This window comes from uncultured Methylovirgula sp. (genome assembly GCF_947646745.1).
In the GTDB taxonomy this organism is placed as follows: domain Bacteria; phylum Pseudomonadota; class Alphaproteobacteria; order Rhizobiales; family Beijerinckiaceae; genus Methylovirgula.
Window position 1 is genome coordinate 16343 of record NZ_CANSHK010000020.1, and the last position, 22858, is coordinate 39200.

At 61.8% G+C, this 22858-nt stretch carries 22 protein-coding genes, 1 tRNA gene and 1 pseudogene; 13 read left to right on the plus strand and 11 right to left on the minus strand.

Going from position 1 to position 22858, the window contains the following annotated elements; genetic code table 11:
• Positions 1–311 precede the first annotated feature (311 nt).
• The 3 genes from ilvD (at position 312) to Q0025_RS07605 (ending at position 3483) form a co-directional block, all read left to right on the plus strand.
• Entirely contained in the window at positions 312–2042 is a 1731-nt protein-coding gene (ilvD, locus tag Q0025_RS07595) for a dihydroxy-acid dehydratase (RefSeq protein ID WP_297297690.1), read from the plus strand.
• On the plus strand, positions 2029–2877 hold the full coding sequence (locus tag Q0025_RS07600; RefSeq protein WP_297297625.1) for a tetratricopeptide repeat protein: 849 nt from the start codon (positions 2029–2031) through the stop codon (positions 2875–2877). Before ilvD ends, Q0025_RS07600 begins: the two co-directional genes overlap by 14 nt.
• A 303-nt stretch (positions 2878–3180) precedes the next feature.
• Positions 3181–3483, plus strand: coding sequence for an acylphosphatase (locus Q0025_RS07605; protein ID WP_297297627.1), 303 nt, complete (start codon positions 3181–3183; stop codon positions 3481–3483).
• A gap of 3 nt (positions 3484–3486) precedes the next feature.
• Here Q0025_RS07605 and Q0025_RS07610 read toward each other — a convergent pair whose 3' ends face one another.
• A complete protein-coding gene (locus tag Q0025_RS07610) occupies positions 3487–3867 on the minus strand; it encodes a helix-turn-helix domain-containing protein (RefSeq protein ID WP_297297629.1) in 381 nt (126 codons plus the stop codon).
• Between the two features lie 89 nt (positions 3868–3956).
• On the opposite strand from Q0025_RS07610, the gene Q0025_RS07615 reads away from it, so the two are divergent.
• Positions 3957–4577: an NAD(P)H-dependent oxidoreductase gene (locus Q0025_RS07615; RefSeq protein ID WP_297297632.1), complete on the plus strand. Its 621-nt coding sequence runs from the start codon at positions 3957–3959 to the stop codon at positions 4575–4577.
• 2 nt (positions 4578–4579) lie between these two features.
• Here Q0025_RS07615 and lipB read toward each other — a convergent pair whose 3' ends face one another.
• Complete coding sequence (lipB, locus tag Q0025_RS07620) at positions 4580–5296, minus strand: lipoyl(octanoyl) transferase LipB (RefSeq protein WP_297297634.1); 717 nt, start codon at positions 5294–5296, stop codon at positions 4580–4582.
• A 136-nt stretch (positions 5297–5432) separates the two neighbouring features.
• Between lipB and Q0025_RS07625 the strand changes: the two genes are divergently transcribed.
• A tRNA-Leu gene (locus Q0025_RS07625) sits at positions 5433–5517 on the plus strand.
• Positions 5518–5599: 82 nt separating this feature from the next.
• Here Q0025_RS07625 and Q0025_RS07630 read toward each other — a convergent pair.
• The 3 genes from Q0025_RS07630 to Q0025_RS07640 form a co-directional block, all read right to left on the minus strand.
• Entirely contained in the window at positions 5600–6805 is a 1206-nt protein-coding gene (locus Q0025_RS07630; protein WP_297297636.1) for an MFS transporter, read from the minus strand.
• Positions 6806–6819: 14 nt separating this feature from the next.
• The gene (gene chrA, locus Q0025_RS07635; protein WP_297297637.1) at positions 6820–8049 is read right to left on the minus strand and encodes a chromate efflux transporter; all 1230 of its coding nucleotides are present in this window, start codon (positions 8047–8049) and stop codon (positions 6820–6822) included.
• Between the two features lie 173 nt (positions 8050–8222).
• Positions 8223–9149 carry a polysaccharide deacetylase family protein gene (locus tag Q0025_RS07640; protein WP_297297639.1) on the minus strand — a complete coding sequence of 309 codons (927 nt, stop codon included), beginning with the start codon at positions 9147–9149 and terminating at the stop codon, positions 8223–8225.
• A 565-nt stretch (positions 9150–9714) separates the two neighbouring features.
• Between Q0025_RS07640 and Q0025_RS07645 the strand changes: the two genes are divergently transcribed.
• A complete protein-coding gene (locus tag Q0025_RS07645; RefSeq protein WP_297297691.1) occupies positions 9715–9930 on the plus strand; it encodes a hypothetical protein in 216 nt (71 codons plus the stop codon).
• Here the strand turns inward: Q0025_RS07645 and Q0025_RS14930 are convergent.
• Positions 9869–10309 (minus strand): DUF3892 domain-containing protein, encoded by a 441-nt coding sequence (locus Q0025_RS14930; protein ID WP_366939416.1) that lies wholly within the window; start codon positions 10307–10309, stop codon positions 9869–9871. The genes Q0025_RS07645 and Q0025_RS14930 overlap by 62 nt on opposite strands.
• Between Q0025_RS14930 and Q0025_RS07655 the strand changes: the two genes are divergently transcribed.
• From Q0025_RS07655 to Q0025_RS07665, 3 genes are all read left to right on the plus strand, one after another.
• Positions 10227–10670, plus strand: a complete 444-nt coding sequence (locus Q0025_RS07655; protein WP_297297643.1) for a hypothetical protein — start codon at positions 10227–10229, stop codon at positions 10668–10670. The genes Q0025_RS14930 and Q0025_RS07655 overlap by 83 nt on opposite strands.
• A gap of 113 nt (positions 10671–10783) precedes the next feature.
• Positions 10784–11152: a hypothetical protein gene (locus tag Q0025_RS07660; protein ID WP_297297645.1), complete on the plus strand. Its 369-nt coding sequence runs from the start codon at positions 10784–10786 to the stop codon at positions 11150–11152.
• Complete coding sequence (locus tag Q0025_RS07665; RefSeq protein WP_297297647.1) at positions 11145–11804, plus strand: hypothetical protein; 660 nt, start codon at positions 11145–11147, stop codon at positions 11802–11804. The genes Q0025_RS07660 and Q0025_RS07665 overlap by 8 nt, the downstream gene beginning before the upstream one ends.
• 4 nt (positions 11805–11808) lie before the next feature.
• On the opposite strand, the pseudogene Q0025_RS07670 reads toward Q0025_RS07665, so the two are convergent.
• Positions 11809–12063, minus strand: a pseudogene (locus Q0025_RS07670) (transposase); the annotation flags it as partial.
• Between the two features lie 138 nt (positions 12064–12201).
• Here Q0025_RS07670 and Q0025_RS07675 point away from each other — a divergent pair.
• The 3 genes from Q0025_RS07675 to Q0025_RS07685 are packed head-to-tail and all read left to right on the plus strand — an operon-like array spanning position 12202 to position 14851.
• Positions 12202–13344 carry a hypothetical protein gene (locus tag Q0025_RS07675; RefSeq protein ID WP_297297649.1) on the plus strand — a complete coding sequence of 381 codons (1143 nt, stop codon included), beginning with the start codon at positions 12202–12204 and terminating at the stop codon, positions 13342–13344.
• Positions 13345–13346: 2 nt separating this feature from the next.
• The gene (locus Q0025_RS07680) at positions 13347–14090 is read left to right on the plus strand and encodes an Imm52 family immunity protein (RefSeq protein ID WP_366939418.1); all 744 of its coding nucleotides are present in this window, start codon (positions 13347–13349) and stop codon (positions 14088–14090) included.
• A 35-nt stretch (positions 14091–14125) separates the two neighbouring features.
• Entirely contained in the window at positions 14126–14851 is a 726-nt protein-coding gene (locus Q0025_RS07685) for an Imm52 family immunity protein (protein WP_297297652.1), read from the plus strand.
• Between the two features lie 45 nt (positions 14852–14896).
• Here Q0025_RS07685 and Q0025_RS07690 read toward each other — a convergent pair whose 3' ends face one another.
• A complete protein-coding gene (locus Q0025_RS07690; protein ID WP_297297654.1) occupies positions 14897–16210 on the minus strand; it encodes a nitrate/sulfonate/bicarbonate ABC transporter ATP-binding protein in 1314 nt (437 codons plus the stop codon).
• Positions 16211–16217: 7 nt separating this feature from the next.
• On the minus strand, positions 16218–17951 hold the full coding sequence (locus Q0025_RS07695) for an ABC transporter permease subunit (protein ID WP_297297656.1): 1734 nt from the start codon (positions 17949–17951) through the stop codon (positions 16218–16220).
• A 172-nt stretch (positions 17952–18123) separates the two neighbouring features.
• Here Q0025_RS07695 and Q0025_RS07700 point away from each other — a divergent pair, with 172 nt between their 5' ends.
• Positions 18124–19752 (plus strand): caspase family protein, encoded by a 1629-nt coding sequence (locus Q0025_RS07700; protein WP_297297658.1) that lies wholly within the window; start codon positions 18124–18126, stop codon positions 19750–19752.
• Between the two features lie 13 nt (positions 19753–19765).
• Here the strand turns inward: Q0025_RS07700 and Q0025_RS07705 are convergent, their stop codons facing one another.
• Together Q0025_RS07705 and gspD are read right to left on the minus strand one after the other, a co-directional pair.
• Positions 19766–20365: an A24 family peptidase gene (locus Q0025_RS07705; RefSeq protein WP_297297660.1), complete on the minus strand. Its 600-nt coding sequence runs from the start codon at positions 20363–20365 to the stop codon at positions 19766–19768.
• Positions 20352–22712 carry a type II secretion system secretin GspD gene (gene gspD / locus Q0025_RS07710; RefSeq protein ID WP_297297662.1) on the minus strand — a complete coding sequence of 787 codons (2361 nt, stop codon included), beginning with the start codon at positions 22710–22712 and terminating at the stop codon, positions 20352–20354. Before gspD ends, Q0025_RS07705 begins: the two co-directional genes overlap by 14 nt.
• Positions 22713–22858: the final 146 nt, after the last annotated feature.

Below are 22858 nucleotides of genomic sequence, written 5' to 3' on the forward strand. Positions count from 1 at the left end.
TGAATTGCAGGGGGCCCGCGCTTTGGCGCGTCGGCCCTTAAGCGCGTTTCAAGAGTCGTTGCATTAGGGCAACAGCTCGGGAGCATCTTCTGCAGATGCGATGCAGTGAAGAAGAAAGCCGCTTTTCAGCCATAAACCGGCGGCTAGTTGAAGTTACTCGAAGGAAGCGAAGTTTGGTGCCGAGTCACTCTTGCAGAAGCTGTTCTAGGCGGAGTTCGTCATCAGGAGTCATCGCCCGCGCCCCCCGCGTGGCATTGGGTGTCCCTCTTTAGGGCTGTCGCTCACTTTTCGAACCAGCGGGGTTGATAGAGTTGGAAGCGCGCGTCGTCGATAAGAAAGACCTTCCCAGCCGTCATGTCACGGAGGGGCCGGAGCGGGCACCGCATCGGTCGTATCTCTATGCCATGGGACTGACTCGCGAGCAAATTCATCAGCCGCTCGTCGGTGTCGCCTCCTGCTGGAACGAGGCCGCGCCCTGTAACATCGCTCTGATGCGCCAAGCGCAGGCGGTGAAGAAAGGCGTCGCTGCCGCCAATGGCACGCCGCGCGAATTCTGCACGATCACCGTCACCGACGGCATCGCCATGGGCCATCAGGGCATGAAGGCCTCGCTGGTGTCGCGCGAAGTGATCGCCGATTCCGTCGAGCTCACCATGCGCGGCCATTGCTATGATGCGCTCGTCGGCCTCGCCGGCTGCGACAAGTCGCTGCCCGGCATGATGATGGCAATGCTGCGCCTCAACGTGCCCTCGGTCTTCATCTACGGTGGCTCGATCCTGCCCGGCAATTTCCGCGGCCAGCAGGTGACGGTGCAGGACCTGTTCGAAGCGGTCGGCAAATATTCCGTCGGCGCGATGTCCGCCGCCGATCTCGACGAACTCGAGACGGTCGCATGCCCGTCCGCTGGCGCGTGCGGGGCACAATTCACCGCCAATACGATGGCCACGGTCTCCGAGGCGATCGGCCTTGCGTTGCCGTATTCGGCCGGCGCGCCGGCGCCTTACGAGATCCGTGACAGCTTCTGCATGACCGCCGGCGAGATGGTGATGGAGCTCTTGGCGCGCAAGATTCGCCCGCGCGATATCGTCACCCGCAAGGCGCTGGAGAATGCCGCCGCCGTGGTCGCCGCATCCGGCGGGTCGACCAATGCCGCCTTGCACCTGCCGGCCATCGCGCATGAAGCCGGGATCGACTTCGACCTCTTTGAGGTGGCCGAGATCTTTCAGCGCACGCCTTACATCGCCGACTTGAAGCCGGGCGGTAAATATGTCGCCAAGGACATGTTCGAAGCCGGCGGCATTCCGCTGCTGATGAAGACCTTGCTCGATCACGGCTATCTGCACGGCGACTGCCTGACTGTCACGGGCCGCACGATCGCCGAGAATCTCGCCGGCGTGAAATGGAACCCGCATCAGGACGTGGTCTATCCGGCCGACAAGCCGCTGAGCCCGACTGGCGGTGTCGTCGGCCTCAAGGGCAATCTGGCGCCGGATGGGGCGATCGTGAAGGTCGCCGGCATGGACAAAGACAAGCTCGTCTTCGAGGGGCCGGCACGCTGCTTCGACAGCGAGGAAGAATGTTTCGATGCGGTCGAGAACCGGCGCTACGAGCCGGGCTGCGTCCTCGTCATCCGCTATGAGGGTCCGCGCGGCGGCCCCGGCATGCGCGAGATGCTGGCAACGACAGCGGCGCTTTACGGCCAGGGCATGGGCAACAAGGTCGCGCTGATCACCGACGGGCGCTTTTCCGGCGCGACGCGCGGCTTCTGCATCGGCCATGTCGGGCCGGAGGCGGCGGTCGGCGGCCCGATCGCGCTCATCCGCGACGGCGACATCATCCGCCTCGACGCGATCAATCACACGATCGAGGTCAAGCTTTCGGACGAAGAACTGGCGGAGCGCAAGAAGGCCTGGAAGCCGCGCACGACGCAATTCGGCTCGGGCGCGATCTGGAAATATGCCCAGCAGGTCGGCCCCGCGCGTTACGGCGCGGTGACGCAGCCGGGTGGGGCAGGCGAGGTTGTGAGCTATGCAGATAGCTAAGCCGCATCGCCTCCTTGTTGGGACTTTCGCGCTCGCCGCGGCGATGGTCGTGTCGCCGCACGTGACGGTGGCTTTCGACGGCACGCCGCAGTCGGCGACGGCCGGCGACAAGATTCCGTTGCAGATTTTCAAGAATCCGGAAGCGGCTTTGCGCGCCGGCCTTGAGGATTTCAAAACCGGGGATTCGCGCTCGGGCCTCCAGGCGCTGAAATATGCTGCGGCCGGCGGCGAGTCGCTTGCCCGCTGGAAGCTCGCCAAAATGTATGCCGATGGCGACGGCGTCCCGCAGGACGACGAAAAGGCCTACGATTATTTCGCGCAGATCGTCGACAATTACGACGAGGACAATTCAAGTCCGCGCGAGCAGGCGGTCGTGTCGAGCGCCTTCGTGGCCGTCGGCGCCTATAGCTTGAACGGCATTCCCAATAGCCGCGTCGCCCCGGATCCGATGCGGGCGCTCGAAATGTTTCAATATGCCGCGACCAATTTCGGCAATGCCGATGCGCAATATGATCTCGCGCGCATGTATCTCGATGGTGTCGGTGTTGCGAAAGATCCGGCTCAGGCTGCGCGCTGGCTGCATCTGGCCGCCGAGAAAAACCATGCCGAGGCGCAGGCGCTGCTCGGCCAATTGCTGTTCACCGGCGAAGGCGTGGCGCGTCAACGCGGCCTCGGGTTGATGTGGCTGACGCTCGCCGAGCAACTCGCCGGGCCGGACAAGAAGAACCAGTGGATCATCGACCTTTATCAAAAGGCCAATGCCGCGGCGAGCGACACCGACAAGCAAATCGCTGCGCTCTATATTGCCGATTACAAGAAGCGCCAGCGCGACTGAGCCGCGCATCTTTCGCAAACTTAAATATCTAATGCCGCTGGGTGATCCCCGCGGCTTTGTTTTTTGCGCGCCGATCAGCCGCTTTGAGCCAGAGGCTTTGCACCGTTAACACAACGGCGAAAGCGCGAACAGAGCGGCGACGAATCACGGATCGGCAAAAATTGGCCTTTTGTTCGGGGCTAGATTTTGCGCGCTCTCCGCGCCAAGCTCACAAGTGCGGCGGGACGTCAGCGCCGACCGCAGCCTCGCACGCCAACCGAATTAAGATTTGTGTTTCGTTTTGAGTCAGGGGTTTCGTTGGCAATGGCCGAAGCCGAAAAGATCGTGATCATATGGATCGAAGGCCATGTGCAGGGCGTCGGCTTCCGCGCCTTCATCGAACGCGAAGCGGACCGTCTCAGCATCAGAGGCTGGGCGCGCAATCGTCAGAACGGCGACGTCGAGGCACTTTTCGCCGGCAGCATACAGGGCGTCGACGCCCTCATCGAAACCTGCCGGCGCGGCCCGCATCATGCGCGTGTCGTCAATCTGATGGTGCGCTTGCCGGAAGCGGATGAACTGCTCGAAGTACCGCATGGCGGTTTCCTTCTGCTTCCGACGATCTGATTCTTAGGTCACGTTCTCGCGGTCGAATCGCTCGCGCGCGGCATCGATCTCGGCCATATGGGTCAGCGCCCATTGGCCAAGCGCCTTCACCGGCTCGCACAGCGAGCAGCCGAGGTCACTCAAGCGGTATTCGACGCGCGGCGGAACGGTCGGAAAGATCGTGCGAATGGCGAGCCCATCGCGCTCGAGGCCGCGCAGGGTCAACGTCAGCATCCGTTGAGAAATGCCGTTGACGCGCCGTTTGATCTCGCTGAAGCGCAGCGGCCCTTCGGCGAGCTGCATGACGATCAACACGCTCCATTTGTCGCCGATGCGGGCGAGCACCCGGCTCACCTTGCGGCAGTCGGCGTGATCGACACGCGGCGCCTCGATGGTCACGTCCATGTTCCTAAAACCCAAAAATGTGCCGTCTTGCGGTTCTTAACAGCAGTACCGTAATTAGTCCAGGTTACAAACAAATACCAAGGTGGACGATGATTCTGCTGCAGATCGATTCGAGCATTACAGGCCCCAATTCGGTGAGCCGGACGCTGACCGCTGCCATTGTCGAGCGGCTGCGCGAAATCAATTCTGGCCTTGAAATTGTCCGACGCGACCTCGCCGCCGCGGCGCCCGACCACGCAACGCCGGCGAATTTTCCCTCGGCGCATCCGATTTCGGCCGCCGCCGGCGACGCAGCGGAATTTGCGCCCGGCCGGGCGGCAAGCGATGCGATCCTCGACGAATTCCTCGCTGCCGACATCGTCGTGATCGGCGCGCCAATGTATAATTTCACGATCCCAAGCCAGCTTAAGGCTTGGATCGACCGCATTCTGGTGCCTGGCAAGACCTTCGCGTACGGTCCCGAAGGCCTCAAAGGTCTCGCCGCCGGCAAGCGCGTCATCATCGCCATTTCACGCGGCAATCTTTACGGGCCGGGGCAGCCGGTGGCTTCCTTCGAACATCTCGAAACCTATCTGCGCTCGGTCTTTGCCTTCATCGGCGTGAGCGATCCGCAGATCATCGTCGCCGAAGGCGTCTCGCTCGGCCCCGATGCGCGCCAGGCCGCGCTCGACAAGGCGCTGGAGCAGACCGCCGCACTGGAAGCCGCCTGAGCTCAACAGGTCGCGCCGAAGATCGCCTCGAAGGCGCGGCGCAGGGCGGCATCGACCTCCGCCATGGTCGCGGTGACGCCGAGATCGGATAGGCTTGTAATGCCGAGATGCGGCGCGGCAATGCCGCAGGGCGTGATCCCGGCATAATGCGCGAGATCCGGCGCGACATTCAGCGAAATGCCGTGGAACGACACCCAGCGCCGCACTCGGATGCCGATGGCGGCGATCTTGTCTTCGGCCGGCTCGCCATTGGGGCCGCTGGGCTTGCCGGGCCGCGCCACCCAGACACCGACGCGGTCCTCGCGCCGCTCGCCTTCGATGTCGAACTCGGCGAGCGTCGCGATGATCCAATCTTCGAGCGCCGCGACGAAGGCGCGCAGGTCCGGCCCGCGGCGGCCGAGATCGAGCATCACATAGGCGATGCGTTGGCCCGGCCCATGATAGGTGATCTGGCCGCCGCGGCCGGTCCGATGCAGCGGAAACGCCAGCTTGTCGTCCGGCATTGGCGGCGCGGAGGTCCCGGCGGTGAAAAGCGGCGGATGTTCGAGCAGCAGCACCTGCTCGGGGGCAGCGCCCGCCGCGATGGCGGCCACGCGCGCGTCCATCATCGCCAGCGCCGCATCATAGGCCGTGACGCCGCCAAGGACGCGCCATTCGGCCGCGCCGGGCGCGGCATTGAGGCTGCGGACGATGTCCTGGCGCTGCATCGGACTGCTCATGCCTTTGGCTCGATAGGCCGAATGTGCGCGGACAGGCGACGAAATCAAGCGTCTCCAAGTCGAGCACGCCTAAGATGCGAATATCGGCCGGCCAGCCTTGTCAGGGCAGGGGGTTTTTGTTAGACGACGCGCCTCCGCGGCCATGGCGGAATTGGTAGACGCGCTAGCTTGAGGTGCTAGTGGGGAGACCCGTGGAGGTTCGAGTCCTCTTGGCCGCACCAGCCGCTTCTTCGCCTTGATTTTGATATGTCTTCGGCGGATCGGGCCGGCTCGCACTGCGACGAGCGATGGGAGCCATCGCCATTATTGTGGCGCCGCATCGGGTCTTGCGGCCGGCGGAATCAGGACGATCAATGCGAGACTGCCAGCGACTGCGAAAATGGCGCCGAAGAGAAAGACGCTTTCCTGGCTGACGTGGTCCCAAAGTTGGCCGGCGATGAGGCTCGCAACGAGCTGCAACAGCCCGACGGTGGTGTTGTACCAGCCGATGCCGCTGGCCCGCAGGTGGTCCGGCACGAAATCGGCGGCAAAGGCCCGGCCGACGGCGCGGAAGGTTCCTTGATAGACGCCGTAGAAGACAAAGAGTCCGGCGATCAGAAGCACCTGTCGCGTTAGGGCGAAGCCGAGATAGGCCAAGCCGAAGACGCCGAAGCTGCCAAGCAGCACGATCTTGCGGCCCCATCGGTCGGAGAGCGAGCCGGCCGGATAGGAGACCAGAGCCGCAACAAGATTGAAGGCCGCATAGATCAGGATCGTCAGCTCAAGCGAGGCGCCGATATCCTGCGTGCGCAAGATCAGAAATGCGTTGGTGGAATTACCAATCCCGAACAGCGCGGTCACCAACAGGTATCGCCAATAGGGATTCGGGAATTGCCGCAGACCGACATCGATTTTGGCCTTGGCCGCTATGGCGAGCGGTCGTTCCGTCACCATCGCCACCATCAGGAACGCCAAGAGACCGGGTATCACCGCGAGATAGAAAATGCCGCGCATGTCGACCTGCAGGGCATAAAGGAGGAGGACGGCGAGGAGCGGACCAAGAAATGCGCCCGCGTTGTCGCCGACACCCTCAAGTCCAAAGGCTCTGCCTCTGTCCTGCTCGTCCACGGACGACGCGATGAGCGCGTCGCGCGGCGCCGAGCGCGTGCCCGCGCCGAACCTGTCCAACAGCCGCGCGCCGAGAACGCCTTGCCAAACCGTCGAAAGTCCGGTCAGCGGTTTCGCAATGGCGGCCAGAAAGTACCCGACCAGCGCAATGCCCTTGCGCCTTTGCAGCTTGTCCGAGATCGCCCCGGAAAAGCCCTGAATAATGTTTTGCGTCGCTTGTGCGGCCCCGTCCACAAGACCGACAATGCTCCCCGTCGCGTGCAAGGTTTGGGTCAGAAACGTCGGGATGACCGGATAGAGCATCTCCGTCGAGATGTCGGCGAAGAGGCTGGCGAGAGCGATCAGAAAGATATTTCTCGAAAGCCCCGCTAAATATCCTCGCTTTGTTGCCGGTGCGGTCATCGCGCCTCCCTTTGTCACAATGCCATGTGGGCGAGAAGCATTCCGCCGGCCGCGCTGAGGATGACGACGACCAGCGGCGGCGTGCGCCAGACGGTGAGAAGTATGAAGCCTGTGAGCGCGATCCCAAAATCGCCTGGGGCTTTGACCGATGTCGTCCAGACGGGATTGTAGAGTGCAGCCCCAAGCAGGCCGACGACAGCTGCGTTGACGCCGCGCATCGCGGCCTGTGCGGCGGGACGGGTCCGGAGGGCATCCCAAAACGGCAGAGATCCGAGCAAGACCAGGATACCGGGGAGAAAGATGCCGATCAGGCCCAGTGCCGCGCCGGGAATCCCGTGCGGCGACACGTTCACGACGCTGCCGAGATAGGCGGCGAAGGTGAAGAGTGGACCCGGCACAGCCTGCGCGGCGCCATAGCCGGCGAGGAAAGAATCGTCACTGATCCAGCCCGGCGTGACGAAAGCCTCGCGCAGCAGCGGCAGAACCACGTGGCCGCCGCCGAACACGAGAGCGCCCGAGCGATAGAAAGCGTCGAAGAGCGCAAAGCCCTGCTGCGCCCCATGACCACGCAGGAGGGGAAGGCCGATAAGCAGGAGAAAGAAAACGGCAAGCGCCGCCAGTCCTGCGCGGCGCGATACGGGCACGGCCACATGTCCGCTCAGGTTTGCCGGAGCAGCCCGGCAGAGCAAAAGGCCCAAGGCCCCGCCCAGCGCGATCGCCGCGATCTGAGCAACGGAGGCGGTGCTGAACAGGATGATCAATGCCGCGACGACAGCGATTGAGGCGCGCTGCCGATCGGGGCAGAGCGTGCGGGCCATGCCCCACACGGCTTGCGCGACAATCGCCACGGCGACGAGCTTCAGCCCGTGCAGAAGGCCGCTCCCGATCGGACCGGCAAGCGCACTTGCGCCATAAGCGAAGCCAACGAGCGCGGCTGCGGACGGGAGCGTGAAGCCGATCCAGGCGGCAAGGCCGCCAAGGTAGCCGGCACGCATCAAGCCGAGCGAGAATCCGACCTGGCTGCTCGCCGGACCGGGCAGGAACTGGCACAATCCGACGAGGTCCGCATAGGAATGTTCATCGAGCCATCGCCGGCGGACCACGAATTCATCGCGGAAGTAGCCGATATGGGCAATCGGGCCGCCGAAGCAGCTCACGCCCAGCCTCAGAAAAATGAACAAAACTTCAAGCGGCGAGCCCGGCCGTCTCTCCACTGTCTTGGCCGGTTGCGCGGCAAAGGTCATTGCGTGTTCCTCGCGCCCGATTGGGTTTTGCGACAAGCCCGATAATGGCGCCGGCGACAAGCTCTACCACGGGACAAGTGCGCATATCTCATTCTCCCGATTGTGCGCCGGTTCGCGCCGGGGAATTTGAGAAGCGATCATCGCAATGATCAAGGCAGGCGGCCGGCGCAGGCTCAATGCGGCGGCAAGGCTTGCGGCTCAGGCAGAGACGCCGGGTGACCGCCCGGATGTTTGCCGCCGTGCGTTTTATGGCCGGCGAGCTGGGGAATGATTTTCGCGAGAATCTCTTCGGTTTCGGACTTCCAGCCGGGCGGCGCCGGACGCAGCGGCGGCTTATCCGGCCCCGGCGCGATGTGGACGATCTTGTAGCCGCGCTGCTTCAGCGCCCGCAGCAGGGCCGGCAGCATTGCCGCGGTCGAGGCGCGGCTGTCGTGCAGAAGCAGGATGCCGCGCTTCGCCCGATCGAGCCGCTTCAGGACGAGGTCGAGTTCGGCTTGCGGCGTCAGCAACAGCCAGTCGGAGGCCCAGAGATCCGACCCGAAGATGCCGATGTTGCGGCTCTCAAGCCAGGTGACGAGCGCCGGCGTATCGGCGAAGCCTGGAAAGCGGAAGAACGTGATCTGTCCGTTGGCGCTGCCGTAGGCGGCCTTTTCGTCGGCAGCGAAGCCGCGGTCGATATCGGCGCGGGCGGCGGCATCGCGCATCAGCCGCAGGGTTTTGCCCGGATGCGAAAACGTATGATTGCCGATCGAATGGCCTCCGGCGATTTCGCGCCGCGCCAGCGCCGGATAGGCTTGCGCGTTGCGGCCGATGAGGAAGAAGGTCGCCTTCACGCATTCCTTGGCGAGGGCATCGAGCACTTTCGGCGTCGTCGTCGGCCAGGGACCGTCGTCGAAGGTCAGGACGACTTCGTGATCGCCAAGCGCCAGGGTGCGCGGATAGGTCTGCAGGCCGACGGCAAAGCCGCCTGCGGTCGAAAGCGCAAGCGTGCGCTCGGTGCCGAGCTTGTCCGGCCCGCAGGTTGGCGCGGCGACGGCGCATGTCGTCCACGTTCCGCTCGCCAGCGCGAGGGCCAGCGCGCCGACGCGCCATTGCCTCACGAAATTGCGCCCCCTGAAATTGCGCCGCATCAAAATAGCCTGCCTTCTCGGAAGGCGCTCGTTATGGACCGCGAAGCGATGAAGCGCGAGTCAAGGATCGGCCTATGGCCGATTTCGATCTTGCCGCCGGGCATCGGACGACCCTGGCGCGAAAAGTTGGATTTCTACCGCCCTCGGGAGCGGATTTTGTCCGTTTAGTGTTCTATTTTTGTTCTCGACCGCCGACGCGGAGCCGATTATCCTATCCCGCAATCCTTTCTGCGGCCCGCGGAGCATTTTCGTGCTTGAGGACACAATTGAAAAACGACTCGACAAACGGCTCCGAGATGGGCCGCTAAACCCAATAGTCGAGCTCGACGAGACGGGGCTTGTCTTCGGCGCGGGGACTGTTCTTGCACCGATGCGGCGCGATGATTACGGCGCGGCGCGACTTGATCTTGATGCAGATGGGGCGCGCGTTTTTGCGCTCCTTGCCGCGGCCTATGGTCGGCCGGTTCGATCTGATGTCCGGACTTATGTAGCAAGCTCACCTTGAGGGTGGGCGATTAAAAGGAGCGGAAATGCAATGATTACGAGTTTTCTTCAAAGAGAACTGGACCGCATTCACAATGCGCTTGGTGACGAGCGGACTAATCCGAAATATTCCGAGCTTTACGCCGCGCAGCAGGCGCTTGCGTGGGCGTTGGAGCCAGCCGGTTTCCGCTCGCCATTTGAGTCAGTTATGGGCACTCAGGAAGCGAAAGAAGATTATCGGGCGAATAATCGTCCGCCCGAGTCTTGAGATATTTTCGGCCGAGGTGAATGGCGACTATAACGTCAACTGTATGACCTTTTACACTGACGTAAAATTCGTAAGTCCTACTCTCGATTTGCGCGATGGCCTGTGCTTCCGTCAGTTTCCAGTGTTGCCCATTATGGACACCGCCAATCGCCTGAATCCGCGTATGTGGATCATGGTGCGTCGGACCTTTGTTTATGCACGTCACTTGATAGCGCGCTGCCATTTTATGTCCTCCCTGCAAGTATTGCCCGGAGAGGCTATAACGGCCAAGCTCAAGAATCCTTCGGATTTCTGCAATGCGCGATGAAAGTCTCGTGAACGGGCTTCTCGCCAAACGCGAAGAATTGCAGCGCGAGAATGCGGAGTTGCGCGAGCGCATGGCGATCTTGGTGAACGACCTTGATGCGCTGGACCGCGTACTGGCGTCCTGCGGCTATCGGGGCGAGCTTATTGGCTCAACCCCACGCCAAGCCCGTATCGTCCTGTTCTACCGGAACGAGCTTCCGGAATATCTGCTGGCGGAGCTTCGCAAGGCCGACAAGCCGCTTTCCAGTCGGGACCTCGCCTGCCGCGTTTGCCAATGCGAGGGCAAAGACGCGGCTGATAGGCGGCTTCTGGCGGACGTTACGCGACGTGTCGGATGCGCCCTACGGAAGATGCGGGCGCAAGGAAGCGTCTCCGGCGAAAGGGACAAGAGCGGGGCGGCAGTTTGGAGCGTTTCGCATTGCAAAGCGTGTTAAAATGTCGCAATAAAGCCACGCTATAGCTCAAAACCCACTTCTTGAGTAATCTATCCAAAATATCATTGGACAATCGCGAACGCATTCGGAGAGATTCCCGATTGGGGGCAGCGATGGCAGATCAGCAAACAAGCATTTCAGTTGAAGCTCATTACATCAAGAGCAACTATTTTAGAGTCATCCATGTTGATGGTGTCTACGGCGGCATAAATGGTTATGGCCTTTTGAACTGCAGTTTCTATAGCGAGCGAGGTGCCTTGCCTCGTAAAACGCTTGTCTCTGGTACGCTAGGCTCGCCACTTCAAGAAACCGTTTTGGAGACCAAGGCCGGAATCGTTCGAGAGATTGAATCAGAGATTGTCATGAGCCTGACTGCGGCCATAGGATTTCATCATTGGCTCGGTAGGCAAATTGAAGACGCAAGAACGGCGATGAACATCAGCGACGAAGTTTGGCAAAAAATGCAGAACCAAAATGGCTGACAACATTCTTCAGGCGTTACCAAGCCCTTCTCAGCAACCCCCTACTCTTCTTCCTCCCGGCGGCTTAAATGCGCCCGCGGGAGGGTATTCCGTCATGGGATTGATACCCACGCCGGTAGAAGACTCTGCCGCTAAGACAGATCGCGTAATCCCTCCGATTTTTCAGTCGCAATTCATTTTTGGCAGCACAACATACAGGCTACCGACTTCGTTGGCTTTCTCCGGCACGCTCGGTGGGGCGACAGTCGAAACAAGTCAGACAAAGGGCGCCGACGATATCAATGCTCATCTCATTAAATTGTCACCGGTCTCGCGATGGAAATATTTGGCGCGCCATGACACGGTAAGTTTTATATTCGTGTGCGGCGCAGTTCTTGCGTTTGTTTTAAGTGTTCTGAGCTACTTCGGCGGCTCCGCTATCGCACAAGTCGCTTTCATTACGTCTGCATTTGCTTCCACTGCGGCAGCGGCGGTTCAACAAACTGAGTTTCAGTATGGGCCTTGGTTCTTGGCTGCGTTTGGCGCGATTCTGGCCTGGAGTTTAGCGATGATAACTTTCTCTCAGGCTCAGCAAAAACTTGAAATTGCGAGAGACACACTAAAGTTAGTGACGGGGCTTTTGGTCGGATTTTTTAGCGGCAAAGTTAAGTAATTCGTCAGCGCTGCCAGTAACCTTTCCACTCACGCGATACCGGATGCGCCAACGCTAAATCAGCAGTCATCAAATATTGCTCGCCATTGCTGATGCGGCGGTTGTTTTCTCGCCAAGCCATTTCTGAAGCGTAGGCCGCGAGATAGCGCCCGCTGATATGATGATGAATGCCAAACTCCGCGCGGCGAAGACGCGAGAAAAAGCTTTCGGCCTGATTGGTGCAAGCTTCGTCGGTCGAATACGCTTCTTGATGATTGATCGGCGCGCCTCCGAGCATTGGCGGGATGGCGACAAGGCGCTCGCCAATATTCGCCTTGCCTTCGCGCGGCTGCCGCGTCTTGACGATCGCGCGAGCCTCTACCGGCTGCTGTGCGCCGAAGATCTGCTCGAACAAGGCGTGCCGCCGCGCCTTCTGCTGCGCGCCATGGGCTTTGAGTCCGAAGAGTCCGGCCTTGTCAAATATGATCCCGATCAGTCGCGTATCCCGGCGGGGAGCGGGCGCCCCAGCGGCCAATGGACATCGGGCGATGCGGGCACGGGCGCTTCCGAACCTGTCGCCGTTTCGCGGCCTCCGAATTTCAAACCTACTATCGGTCCGCGGCCAGAGCCAATCGCCACGCCGGCCGCTGCGGGTTTTGCCAGCGCCGCGGCCGAGCTCGGCACGCTCGCCGAGGGACTGTTCGCGAAGCCGGACAACCTACGGTTTCTGGCGGGGCTTGCGCGTCTCGCAAGCCTTGTCGCAGAGGCAGCGCCAGCAGTCGCGGCTGCAACGCCAGTAGCCGCAGCCGCAACGGTATTAGGGACAATCTTCGTCCCTGTTCAGGACAATCCCCTTATCGAAGGGTCGATTCCGGGCGATACCGGCCTGCGCTATTCGCTCGACAATGATGAAGGCGTGTTGCGTTTCCTTGATGCGCATAGCGGCGCAGAGGTTGCTGCCGCGCGGCGCGGCCGCGATGGAATTTTCTTCGAGACCGAGACGGGCATTCCCGTCGCCCGCATGGTCGGCGGAAGCGTTGTCTTCGATCCTGCTGTGTTGGCGAACGAGGCGGAGGATTCGCGCGCCCAAAGCGGTGCGAAGACGAGTGCGGATACAAGCAGCAACACACCGCAGCTTTGCCCCGACCCTGGTCCCGATGTGCCGCATGGCGCTTCGCCGCGGTCCATTGCCTATCAGGCGCATGTCAGCGCCGTGAACAATCCGCAGCGTCCGCTGCCGCCCGGCCTTGCGGTCAGCTTGATTGACCTGAAGACTGGAAAACGCGTCGTCTTCGATGATTGCCGCGAGAGCGATGGCGTGATGATCGAGGCCAAAGGCCCTGGTTTTGCGCGCCTGTTGCGATACGCTTATTTTTCCCAGGAGATTTTACCCGATCGGTGGCGAAATCAGGCAGCGCGTCAAGTCAGCGCCGCTGGCGCGCGCAAGATCGAATGGTTTTTCGCAGAACCGGAGGCTGCACAATGGGCGGGAAAATGGTTCAAGGAAAACGAAAATCTTAGAAGAATTCGCGTTCGCTTCCTCGCACCGGAAGAGCCGTGAATATGGAATTTGTTTTTGGACACTATTATTTCATCCGTGCTTCCTGGGGCGCGCGCCCTGAGACGCCGGAGGCGCTTGCTGCGCGTTTTCTCAAGAACATCGATCTCTTGAGCGCGATCGATCCGCTTCTGGCGCTGTGGCTCAGCGGCGTTAACGGTCCGAAAAAGCTCGAGGCGATCCGCGATCGTTATGCTCAGATTGTCGCCGCGCGGATTTCAAAAGATGATTGGGGCGAACCCGAGCCCATCTACGGTTATTCTTTTGGCGCAATCACGGGCGGTCATCCGTGTCCCTTGTCCTATGCGCTAAGAATCCACGCGGGCGGTTATATTGAAGGAGATGATTTTCAGAACGCTGCCGAATTCGCCACGAATTCGACCTGCATCCCAGATCCCGCCGCGATCAGCTATCGCATCTTCCAGGCGGCTCTTCTCGCGATAGTCGAAGCGTGGCAACCGACCGATTGTTTCGCGCGACCGACCGGATTGATCGATCTTTCACCCGATACCGGTGATCATTTCCGAGAAGCCTGGATGCAATATTTGAGTGCGCCGCTCGCTGCGCGTATCACGCCGCCGCAAACGGCTGTGATCGACCGCTTTCCAGATGGCAGCCTCTTGATGTCCGCAACAACCGACACCTTCGATATAGCAAATCCTGCGCATCTAGCGGTCGCGCGCGACATCGGCGCGGCCATGGCGCCGCTCAACGAACTGCCATGGCCATCGGGACACAAAGCAGATTAAGCGAGACCTCGCGTTAACCCAGCCCTGGAGTCCTGATGGCCGACATTAGCTTTTTCATCAATGCCAGTTGGGAAGAACGAGCGGAGACGCCTGACGAACTGGCTGTACGTTTCCTGGGCATGGTCGATGCCCTGAAGAAGGTCGATCCCGCATTCGACCTCTGGACATGCGGCGCCCGCGGGCCCAGAAAATTCGAAACGGTCCGCGACCGCTATGCAAGCGAAATCGCTGCGGGCGTGACCAGAGATGATTGGGGCGAGGCCATGCCGTTCGACGGCTATTGGTTCGGCGCGATGACCCGAGGAGTGCCCGAGGATCGTTCGTTCGCTGTACGAATTCGTGCCGGTTCGACGGTCGAGCGCCCCTTCGTCAATTTCATGACGTTCACGACGAGCTCTATGACGAATCCCGATATGAACTTCATCAGCTATCGGCTCTTTCGTGCAATTTTGGCTGTTATCGTCGATGCATGGGAGCCGGTCCGAGTTGCTGCGTATTCTTATGCGCTCATTGAAATCAACGGAGACTCCTATTTTACCGATCCCTGGATTCAATATCTCTGCCCCTGGCTCGCGCGGCTGATCACGCCGCCTTCAAGCGCACGGGTCGAGCACTTGCCAGATGGTGGCCTTGTGATGTCCGCGACGAATGAGACTTTCGATGTTGCAAATCCGGGGCATCTCGCCGCAGCGCGCGCGATCGGCGCGGCCATGGCGCCGCTTAACGAGCTTCCATGGCCGTCGGGCCGAAAAGCTGATTGAACAAGGCCGCCCGACGTTCGCGCCGGGCAAAGGGGCGCGGACCTCTTACGCCGGATTTTCGAGCGAGAACGTCTCCGAGGTCTCGTCATAGGCGAAGATTTCGCCGTAGCGGCCCCAGGTGATGATGCTCTTCAATGTCCGCTCGGCATAGTCCTCGGACAAATAGTCCTCGAGTTCCTCGAGGAAGCGCGCCGCCCGCGCCCAATGCGTCGGACGCTCGTCGAGCACGTTGCGGATGCGCGCCGCGAGCGGCACATAAGCGAGCAGATGATCGCCGAACAGTTTCTTGCGCGCATCGACATCCATTTCGGCGAAGCGCATGCCCGCCGGCGTCAGCTTGATGTCGCCTTCGGCGAATTCGGCGAAGCGCAGAAGCTGCAAGGTTTCGCCGACCGGGAAAAGATCATCGATCGCCATCTGCAAGGAGTCGGCCAGCGGCGGCAGGTCGGCATGGCCGTTGTAGGGCGGCGCGGCGAGCGTTTCCATGAGACCGGCCATCGTATTGGTCGAGACTTCCGGCAGTGCCATGCCAAGGCCGAGGCCGGGGAACGTGCCTTCCCGGCCGGGCGCCGCGGGGGCCTGCCGGCGCGTCATGAGCGCATAGATCCGATCGACCAATTGGCGAAATTCCGGCGCCAGGCGATTGCGCGGATAGGGCAGGGTGACGTGGATTTCCTCGGCAATGCGGCCGGGGTTCGACGACAGAACGAGAATGCGATTGCACATCAGCACCGCCTCCTCGATGTTATGCGTCACCATCAGGATCGACTTGATCGGGATCCGGCCTTCGACCCAGAGATCAAGCAGGTCGGTGCGCAGCGTTTCCGCCGTCAGCACGTCGAGCGCCGAGAAGGGCTCGTCCATCAAAAGGATCGTCGGATCGACGACCAGCGCGCGGGCAAAGCCGACGCGCTGGCGCATGCCGCCCGAAAGCTCTTTCGGAAAAGCCGATTCGAAACCGTCGAGGCCGATGACGTCGATCGCCTTCAGCGCGCGCGGACGCGCCTCGGCCTCGGGCACTTTCTTGGCGCGCAGGCCGAGTTCCACATTGGCGAGCACAGAGAGCCAGGGAAACAGCGCCGCGCTCTGGAAGACCATCGAGATCGAGTCATAGGGCCCCGTCACTGCTTCCTCGCGGAACAGGACTTCGCCCTCCGTCGGCTTGGCCAGCCCCGAAATGATGCGCAAAAGCGATGACTTGCCGGAGCCGGAGCGGCCAAGAAGGCCGACGATTTCGCCTTCGGTCAGGCGCAGCGAGACATTGTCGAGAACCTGCGCCCCAGCCTCGCCGGAGCCGGTGCGATAGCTCTGGCTGACGTTCTTGACCTCGAGAATGGGCTTCGTCCGCGTGTCGAGCATCGGGGCCTCACGTAAGCTGCAGGCGGCGTTCTGCGAACCGCGCCAGCGGCCGCCAGAATGTGCGGTTCAGGAGGATGACGAAAATCGACATCATCGCGACGCCGAGCACAATGCGCGGGTAATCGCCGGCCTCCGTCGCTTTGGCAATATAAGAGCCGATGCCGTGCGCCGTCACCGTGTCCTTACCCCATTTGACATATTCGGCGACGATCGCGGCGTTCCACGAGCCGCCCGAGGCCGTCAGGGCGCCGGTAACATAATAGGGGAAGACGGCGGGCAACATGACCTTCGTCCACCAGTCCCAGCCGCGGACGTGGAAGGTTGCTGCCGCCTCGCGCAGATCATTGGGGAATGTGCTGGCACCGCCGATGACATTGAACAGAATGTACCATTGCGTGCCGAAGATGATGAGAAAGCTCAGCCAGATATCGGGATTGAGCGCCCACCGCACGATCAGCACAACCGCAATCGGAAACAGAACATTGGCCGGGAAGGCGGCAAGGAATTGCGTCAAGGGTTGGACGCGCTCGGCAAGCCGCGGGTTGAGGCCGACGAGAATGCCGACCGGCACCCAGACGAGCGAGGCGAGCAGGATCAGCGCCAGCACGCGCAGCAGCGTCAGGAAGGTCAGCCCTAGCGCCTGCTCGATGTCGCCGAACGTCAGGCTTTTCACCACGAAATGCGAGAGAAGCCAGAGCGCGTAGATACCGATCGTGCCGCCAATCATCACCGCGACGAGGTCGAGCACCCGCTCTTTCCATTCATTCGCCGCGGGGCTGAGATTGGCGTGGATCGGCAGATCGAGCCGCCAGAGCGCGACGTTCTGGAAAAGCCGTGCCGGCACGCCGGTGACGGCGCGCAGCCATTTGGTACGGCGGAAAAGCAGGATCACCCAGGACCGTTCCTCCTCTTGCGAGGCTGAAAGTTCGAAGCGGAACCGCGAGCCGAAGGCAACCAGCGGACGGAACAGCAATTGATCATAGGCGATGATGACGACGAGCATCATGACGATCGCGGCAATGACAGCATCGATGCGCTTCTGGTCGATGGCCATGGCAAGATAAGAACCGACGCCGGGCAGGCTGACTGTCGTATTGCCGACCGAGATCGCTTCCGACGCGACGACGAAGAACCAGCCGCCCGACATCGAGACCATCATGTTCCAGATGAGGCCGGGCATCGCATAAGGCGTCTCGAGCTGCCAGAATTTTTGCCAGGGCGAGAGCAGAAAGCTGTCTGCGACTTCGTCCAGTTCCTTCGGCACGGTGTGCAGCGACTGGTAGAACGAGAACGCCATGTTCCAGGCCTGGCTGGTAAAGATCGCGAAGATCGCCGCGCATTCGGCGCCGAGCGTCGAGCCGGGAAACAGCCCCAAGAAGAAGGTCACCGTAAATGACAGGAACCCGAGGATCGGCACCGATTGCAGCACATCGAGCATCGGAATGAGAAATTTTTCCGCGCGCCGGCTCTTTGCCGCCCAGGTTGCATAGATGAACGTGAAGACGAGCGAGGCGATCATCGCTGCGAACATCCGCAGCGTCGTGCGCAAGGCGTAATAGGGAAGGTTGGAATAATCGAGCGAAATGGCCGTCGCTTGCGGCGCATGCAGCGGCAGCGTCATGCCGCGCGAGCCGTGGACAATCGCAACGAAGGCGCCAAAAATGAGCGCAAAAGCGATCAGGTCGAAAATATTCGGCAGCGCACTGCGGCCGCGCGCGGCAAGAGCAACAAATCGCGACATGGAGACTTAGGCTGGAGGGCGTCTAGCGTTCTCTTGTCACCAAGCCACACGACATTCAAGTGACGCCGGGCGACTTTTGATTGGGACGCGCAAGGTGTGGCTTTTGGGAGCGCCTAGCCTCGCTTCAGCCATAAAGGAATAGGCTACTTCAGCGGCTGGTCTTGGTCACCCTATGCGTCGATTCGGCATCTTTCTCGGCCTTTTCCTTGCCCTGACGCTGGCCGGCGCCGCGGCTGCGGAGGCAGCCGAAGTGCGCCTCGCGCTCGTCATCGGCGAAGCCCGTTACAAGGTCGCGCCGCTGGCGACGCCGGTGAACGATGCGGGCCTTATTGCCGCGACCCTCAAAGAGGCGGGCTTTGCGGTGACGGAAGGCGCCGATCTCGACGGGGTCGATCTGCGTAAAGCTTTACACGATTTCGCCGCCAAGGCGGAGCAGGCGGGCCCCGATGCCGTCGTCTTCATCTACCTTGCCGGCCGCGGGATGCAGTTCGCCGGGCAAAATTATTTCGTACCGATCGATGCGCGGGTCGAGCGTGAGGCCGATGTGCCGATCGCCGCGGTGCGGCTTGCCGACACGTTCGACCGGCTCGCCGCGGCGCCGGCGAAAGCGCGCATTTTCGTCCTCGACGGCGCGCGGATCCTGCATTTCGCGACCGAAGGCGCGCCTTTTGCCAGTGGCTTCGGGCTTGAGACCGCCGGGCCGAATACCGTCTATGCCTTCAATGAGGCGCCGGGCGCCGTTTCGCCGGACGAGCCAGGCCCCTATGGTATCTATGCCCAGGCGCTGGTCGAAATGCTGCGCCAGGGCTTCGCGCTTCCGCAGGCCTTCACTGCGGCGCGGTTGCGCGCCAACGACCTCAGCGACGGCATCATCGTGCCTTGGGATGCGGCGCAGCTTGCCGCGCCCGTGGTGCTTTTCGCGCGCAACACGGCCGCGCCGCCGTTGCCGCGGCTCGACGAGACCGCGTCCATCCGCAGCCTGCCCGCGGCCAAGGCCTATCTCGCCGCGATCGAAGCCGATACGCTCGCAGCCTATGCGGATTTTTGTTCGGCATTCGCGAACGATCCGCTGGCCTTGCGGGTGCGCGCGCTGGCTGCCGCCCGGCGCGAGGCGTTGACCTGGCAAGAAGCGCTTGCAGCCGGCACGCCGCAGGCCATTTGGACCTATATGCGGCGCTATCCGCGCGGGCCGCATTTTCCGGATGCGCGCCGGCGGCTCGCCGGGCTCGCCGCACCGCTCGAACCGCCGCCGCGTTTCGATCCCTACGATTTCAAGGGCCTGCCGGCGCCGAGCGAAGCCGAGCTCGACAACCTCGACCAGCCGGTCTTGACCTTCGACGATCCGGCATTTCCGCCGCCGCCTTCGGTCGCAGGCCTCCTGCCGGAACGGCCGGTCGAATTCGAACACCTGCTGCCGCCGAGCCCCGGCGGGGCGGGCCTCCTGCCCAATCCGGCGCCGCTGACTCTTTCGCTGTCAAAGCCTGTGCTGCCACCCGCGGCGGTCAGCGCGGCGCCCGCGGCTGCGGCCCAGCCGCCGCTAGAGCCAGTGACGCCGCCCAAAGTCATCGGCGTGCCGCCCTTGCCGCAGCCGGCGGTTACACCGCCGCTACAACAAAAGACTGCAGCCCCGTTGCCGCCGAAACGTCCGAACAAAGCGGAAGCTGCGCCAAAACATCAAAAGCCCAAGAAGAGCCCGCCGCATCCGAAACACGGCGCGCAAGCCAAGCCGCGCGCGAAACATGGCCACGCGCATCCGGCGCCGGCAAAAGCCAAGCCGCACAAGAAGAAGCATCGCTCATAAGGCGGCCTTAAACTCAGTTAGAAACACGGTCGACGAAGAAGACCAGCCAGAGGGCCGGGCAAAGAAAAGCGCCGAACGGCAATCTCACCTTTTCGAGGGCTTCGCCGCGACGCAGGAAGCCGACCGCGATAAGCGCCGCCGCGGAAGCGAGGCCGAAGCAATAGGGGATTGCGGCCAAAGGCAGCCAGGCCCCGACGGCGGCAGCGAGCTTGACGTCGCCAAAACCAAGGCCTTCGCGGCCGCGCAACCGCAAATGTGCGATGCGCAGGCAGATAAAAAACAACCCAACTCCGGCAGCGCGCAGAGTCGCGGCTTCGAGGCTCGACCAACGATCTGCGTCCGTCAGAAGCGGTGCGGCGATTCCGCCGGCTGTCGCGCCATAGGTGACAAGATCGGGCAAGAAGAAGGTGCGTGCATCGACGTCCGCGCCGGCAATCATCAAAAGCCCCAGCACCGAGGACAATAAGCCGGAGCGCCACGGCAGGAAGGCAAAAGAAGCGAGCGCCACGGCGCTTGTTCCCACGAGAAGCACCGCCCAATTCGGCGTGAGATCAACCGAGCATGGCGCTTCGTCGTCCGTTGAAGCCGCGGCAGTCTCGTCATTTGACGACAAGATAGCTCGGCCCCTTCCTCACGCCGATGCCGCTGACGATCGTCGGCGCGGTATGCATCGTGCTTAAACCGGCGCGGAATTCCTCTGCCACGTCTTCCGCGTCATAACCGCTGCGGATGATGCGCGGCTTGACGAAAACGATGATCTCGGTCCGGTCCTTGGTGTCGTTCGTCGTGCTGAACAAATCGCCAAGGCCGCGGATCTGCTGCAGGATCGGGATGCCGGATTGGCTTTTGTTGTCGTCCTCGCTCATCAGACCGCCGAGCAGGACGGTCTGTCCGCTCGCCACGCCGACCGATGTGTGAATGCGTCGCTGCGAGATGGTCGGGTTGAGATTGGTCGTCCCGTTCGGCGGAATGCCGCCAACGACGTTCGAGACTTCCTGCTCGATTTCGAGTTCGACCGATCCGTTGGCGTGGATATGCGGCCACACTTTCAGGATGATGCCGATGTCCTGCATGGTCACGGTATTGACCACCGTATTCGAGGTCGAAAGTACGGTCGCCGAACCGGTCGAGATCGGAACCGAATCGCCAACCTGCAGGAACGCCGGCTGATTGTTCGAGACGACGAGCGACGGCGAAGACAAAACCTTCACCGTCGTCAAAGACGAGAGAGCGCTGAGTATGACCTTGGGCGCGGCCTGGGAACCGATCAGCACGTTCAGACCCGGTATCGCCGGATTGATCAGCGTCGATGCGGCCGAAGTGCTCAACGAAATCGCGCCGTGATTGACGCCGGCGCCGACGTCGGAGCTGCCGAAATAATATTGCACGCCATATTGCAAGGCGTCGTTGAGCGTCACCTCGGCAATGGTCGCCTCGATAGCGACCTGCAATTGCGGCCGGTCGAGCGAACGGATGGAGCGCTCGATCGCCTGATAATCATCTTGGTTGGAATAGATGATGATTGAATTGTCGCTCGTGTCGGGGACGATGCGAACATTCTGGAACACGCCCTTGGGCAGATCGCCGCTCGGCTCGATCGTCGGTCCGCCGGCTTTTTTGTTGGTGGAGAAGCTGTCGAAGGACGCGGCTTCGCTCACATTGCTGTCATTCGCGACAAGGCCGCCGCCAGCCTGCGTCGCCGCCGCCGAATTGCTGCTCAGCGCCCCAAATGCCGAATTGTTCTGGCTGCCGCCGGCGGCGGCATCCATATGCGCGAGTGCAGGATTGGTTCCCGGCGCCAATTGTTCAGCCGCCGTTTCATGCGGCGCGCCGCCCTGGCTGACAAAGATCGCATTCAATATTTTCGCAATCGTCTCGGCATTTCCATATTGCAGATGATAGACGCGCGCCGTCGTGCCGCCCATATCGTCGCGGTCGAGCCGCGCGATCCAGACTGCCGCCTGTCGGAGATAGCTGCGGTCACGCGTCACGGCCATGATCGCATTCATGCGATTGATCGGCTGAAAGCTGATCATTCCGCGGCCCTCGCCGCCGTCGGTCGTCTGGAAGACGCGCTGCAACTCCTGAATCATGGTGTCGGGCGAGGCGGAGCTCAACGGGAAAATGCCGACCGATTGATTGCGCATCCAGGTGACGTCAAAGCTCGAAATCATATCGAGGACGTTTTGCCGCTCGCTCGCCGTGCCCTGGACCATCAGCAGGTTGCGGCTCGGGTCGGCCCGCACCGCGCCGGGCCGTGTCAGAAAATTCTCGGCTGCCTGGGCGACCGTTTCCGCCGATGTATAACGCAATGGTACGATCGTGACGCCGAATCCGGACTCTGGGCTCGGCGAGCCGATCGCGCCGGCGCCGCTGGCGTCCGATAACGGCACGATCTTGACGAAATTGTCCTGCCGCACGACGGCGGCGTTTGACATTCGCATCGCTTCTTCGAAGGCAGCCATGAGATCTTTGCGCGGAATGGGGTTCGAGGAGGCGAGCGTGATGCTGCCTTGAACGCGCGGATCGATGATGACATTTAGGCCGAGTGTATCGCTCAGGACGCTTTTGGCGACGGCCCTGATATCGGCATTGTCGAAATTGACGACAACGCCATCGCCTTCCGCCGTCACGCCGGCTTCGGCCGGCGAGGCCTCGCCCTGAGGTCCGCCGGAAGCCGGGGCGGCGGCGCTATTGCTTTCGGTTGCATTTTGCGGCGCGGGCGTGCCCCCAAGGCCGGGAAAGAGCCAAGGCCGGCCGGCGGCGTGGCCGCCGCTCGACCCGCCGCCGGCATCGACCGGATAGCGCGCCGAAAAATCGGCGGTGCGAACGGGATCGACAGCATCATGCGGGCCGACGTTGCCCATTTCAAAGCGCGAGGCGCATCCGGCAACGGAAACGACGAGGGCGGATATGATGCCGGCAACGACGATACGCTGACGCAGACGTTCGAACGCCATCCGATGCACACCCACACTCCAACGCAGGCACGATCGGCCTGTCGGCCAATTCGCATCTCGCGCGCCGCGAACACTTTGAAGATGATGCCCGGACCGCCCCTTCATGGCGGCTATGCCATGCTCAAATGACAGTTTGGCGACATCAT

What these genes read in the sequence shown, in the direction of transcription:
- Q0025_RS07690 (WP_297297654.1), bottom strand. Translation starts at nt 16,210, where the DNA reads ATGCTCGACACGCGGACGAAGCCCATTCTCGAGGTCAAGAACGTCAGC.
- Q0025_RS07615 (WP_297297632.1), top strand. Translation starts at nt 3,957, where the DNA reads ATGATTCTGCTGCAGATCGATTCGAGCATTACAGGCCCCAATTCGGTG.
- Q0025_RS14930 (WP_366939416.1), bottom strand. Translation starts at nt 10,309, where the DNA reads ATGCGCTCGCGCAACTCCGCATTCTCGCGCTGCAATTCTTCGCGTTTG.
- Q0025_RS07680 (WP_366939418.1), top strand. Translation starts at nt 13,347, where the DNA reads ATGGAATTTGTTTTTGGACACTATTATTTCATCCGTGCTTCCTGGGGC.
- gspD (WP_297297662.1), bottom strand. Translation starts at nt 22,712, where the DNA reads ATGGCGTTCGAACGTCTGCGTCAGCGTATCGTCGTTGCCGGCATCATA.
- Q0025_RS07660 (WP_297297645.1), top strand. Translation starts at nt 10,784, where the DNA reads ATGGCAGATCAGCAAACAAGCATTTCAGTTGAAGCTCATTACATCAAG.
- chrA (WP_297297637.1), bottom strand. Translation starts at nt 8,049, where the DNA reads ATGACCTTTGCCGCGCAACCGGCCAAGACAGTGGAGAGACGGCCGGGC.
- Q0025_RS07630 (WP_297297636.1), bottom strand. Translation starts at nt 6,805, where the DNA reads ATGACCGCACCGGCAACAAAGCGAGGATATTTAGCGGGGCTTTCGAGA.
- Q0025_RS07665 (WP_297297647.1), top strand. Translation starts at nt 11,145, where the DNA reads ATGGCTGACAACATTCTTCAGGCGTTACCAAGCCCTTCTCAGCAACCC.
- Q0025_RS07605 (WP_297297627.1), top strand. Translation starts at nt 3,181, where the DNA reads ATGGCCGAAGCCGAAAAGATCGTGATCATATGGATCGAAGGCCATGTG.
- Q0025_RS07600 (WP_297297625.1), top strand. Translation starts at nt 2,029, where the DNA reads ATGCAGATAGCTAAGCCGCATCGCCTCCTTGTTGGGACTTTCGCGCTC.
- Q0025_RS07685 (WP_297297652.1), top strand. Translation starts at nt 14,126, where the DNA reads ATGGCCGACATTAGCTTTTTCATCAATGCCAGTTGGGAAGAACGAGCG.
- lipB (WP_297297634.1), bottom strand. Translation starts at nt 5,296, where the DNA reads ATGAGCAGTCCGATGCAGCGCCAGGACATCGTCCGCAGCCTCAATGCC.
- Q0025_RS07610 (WP_297297629.1), bottom strand. Translation starts at nt 3,867, where the DNA reads ATGGACGTGACCATCGAGGCGCCGCGTGTCGATCACGCCGACTGCCGC.
- Q0025_RS07700 (WP_297297658.1), top strand. Translation starts at nt 18,124, where the DNA reads ATGCGTCGATTCGGCATCTTTCTCGGCCTTTTCCTTGCCCTGACGCTG.
- Q0025_RS07645 (WP_297297691.1), top strand. Translation starts at nt 9,715, where the DNA reads ATGATTACGAGTTTTCTTCAAAGAGAACTGGACCGCATTCACAATGCG.
- Q0025_RS07655 (WP_297297643.1), top strand. Translation starts at nt 10,227, where the DNA reads ATGCGCGATGAAAGTCTCGTGAACGGGCTTCTCGCCAAACGCGAAGAA.
- Q0025_RS07695 (WP_297297656.1), bottom strand. Translation starts at nt 17,951, where the DNA reads ATGTCGCGATTTGTTGCTCTTGCCGCGCGCGGCCGCAGTGCGCTGCCG.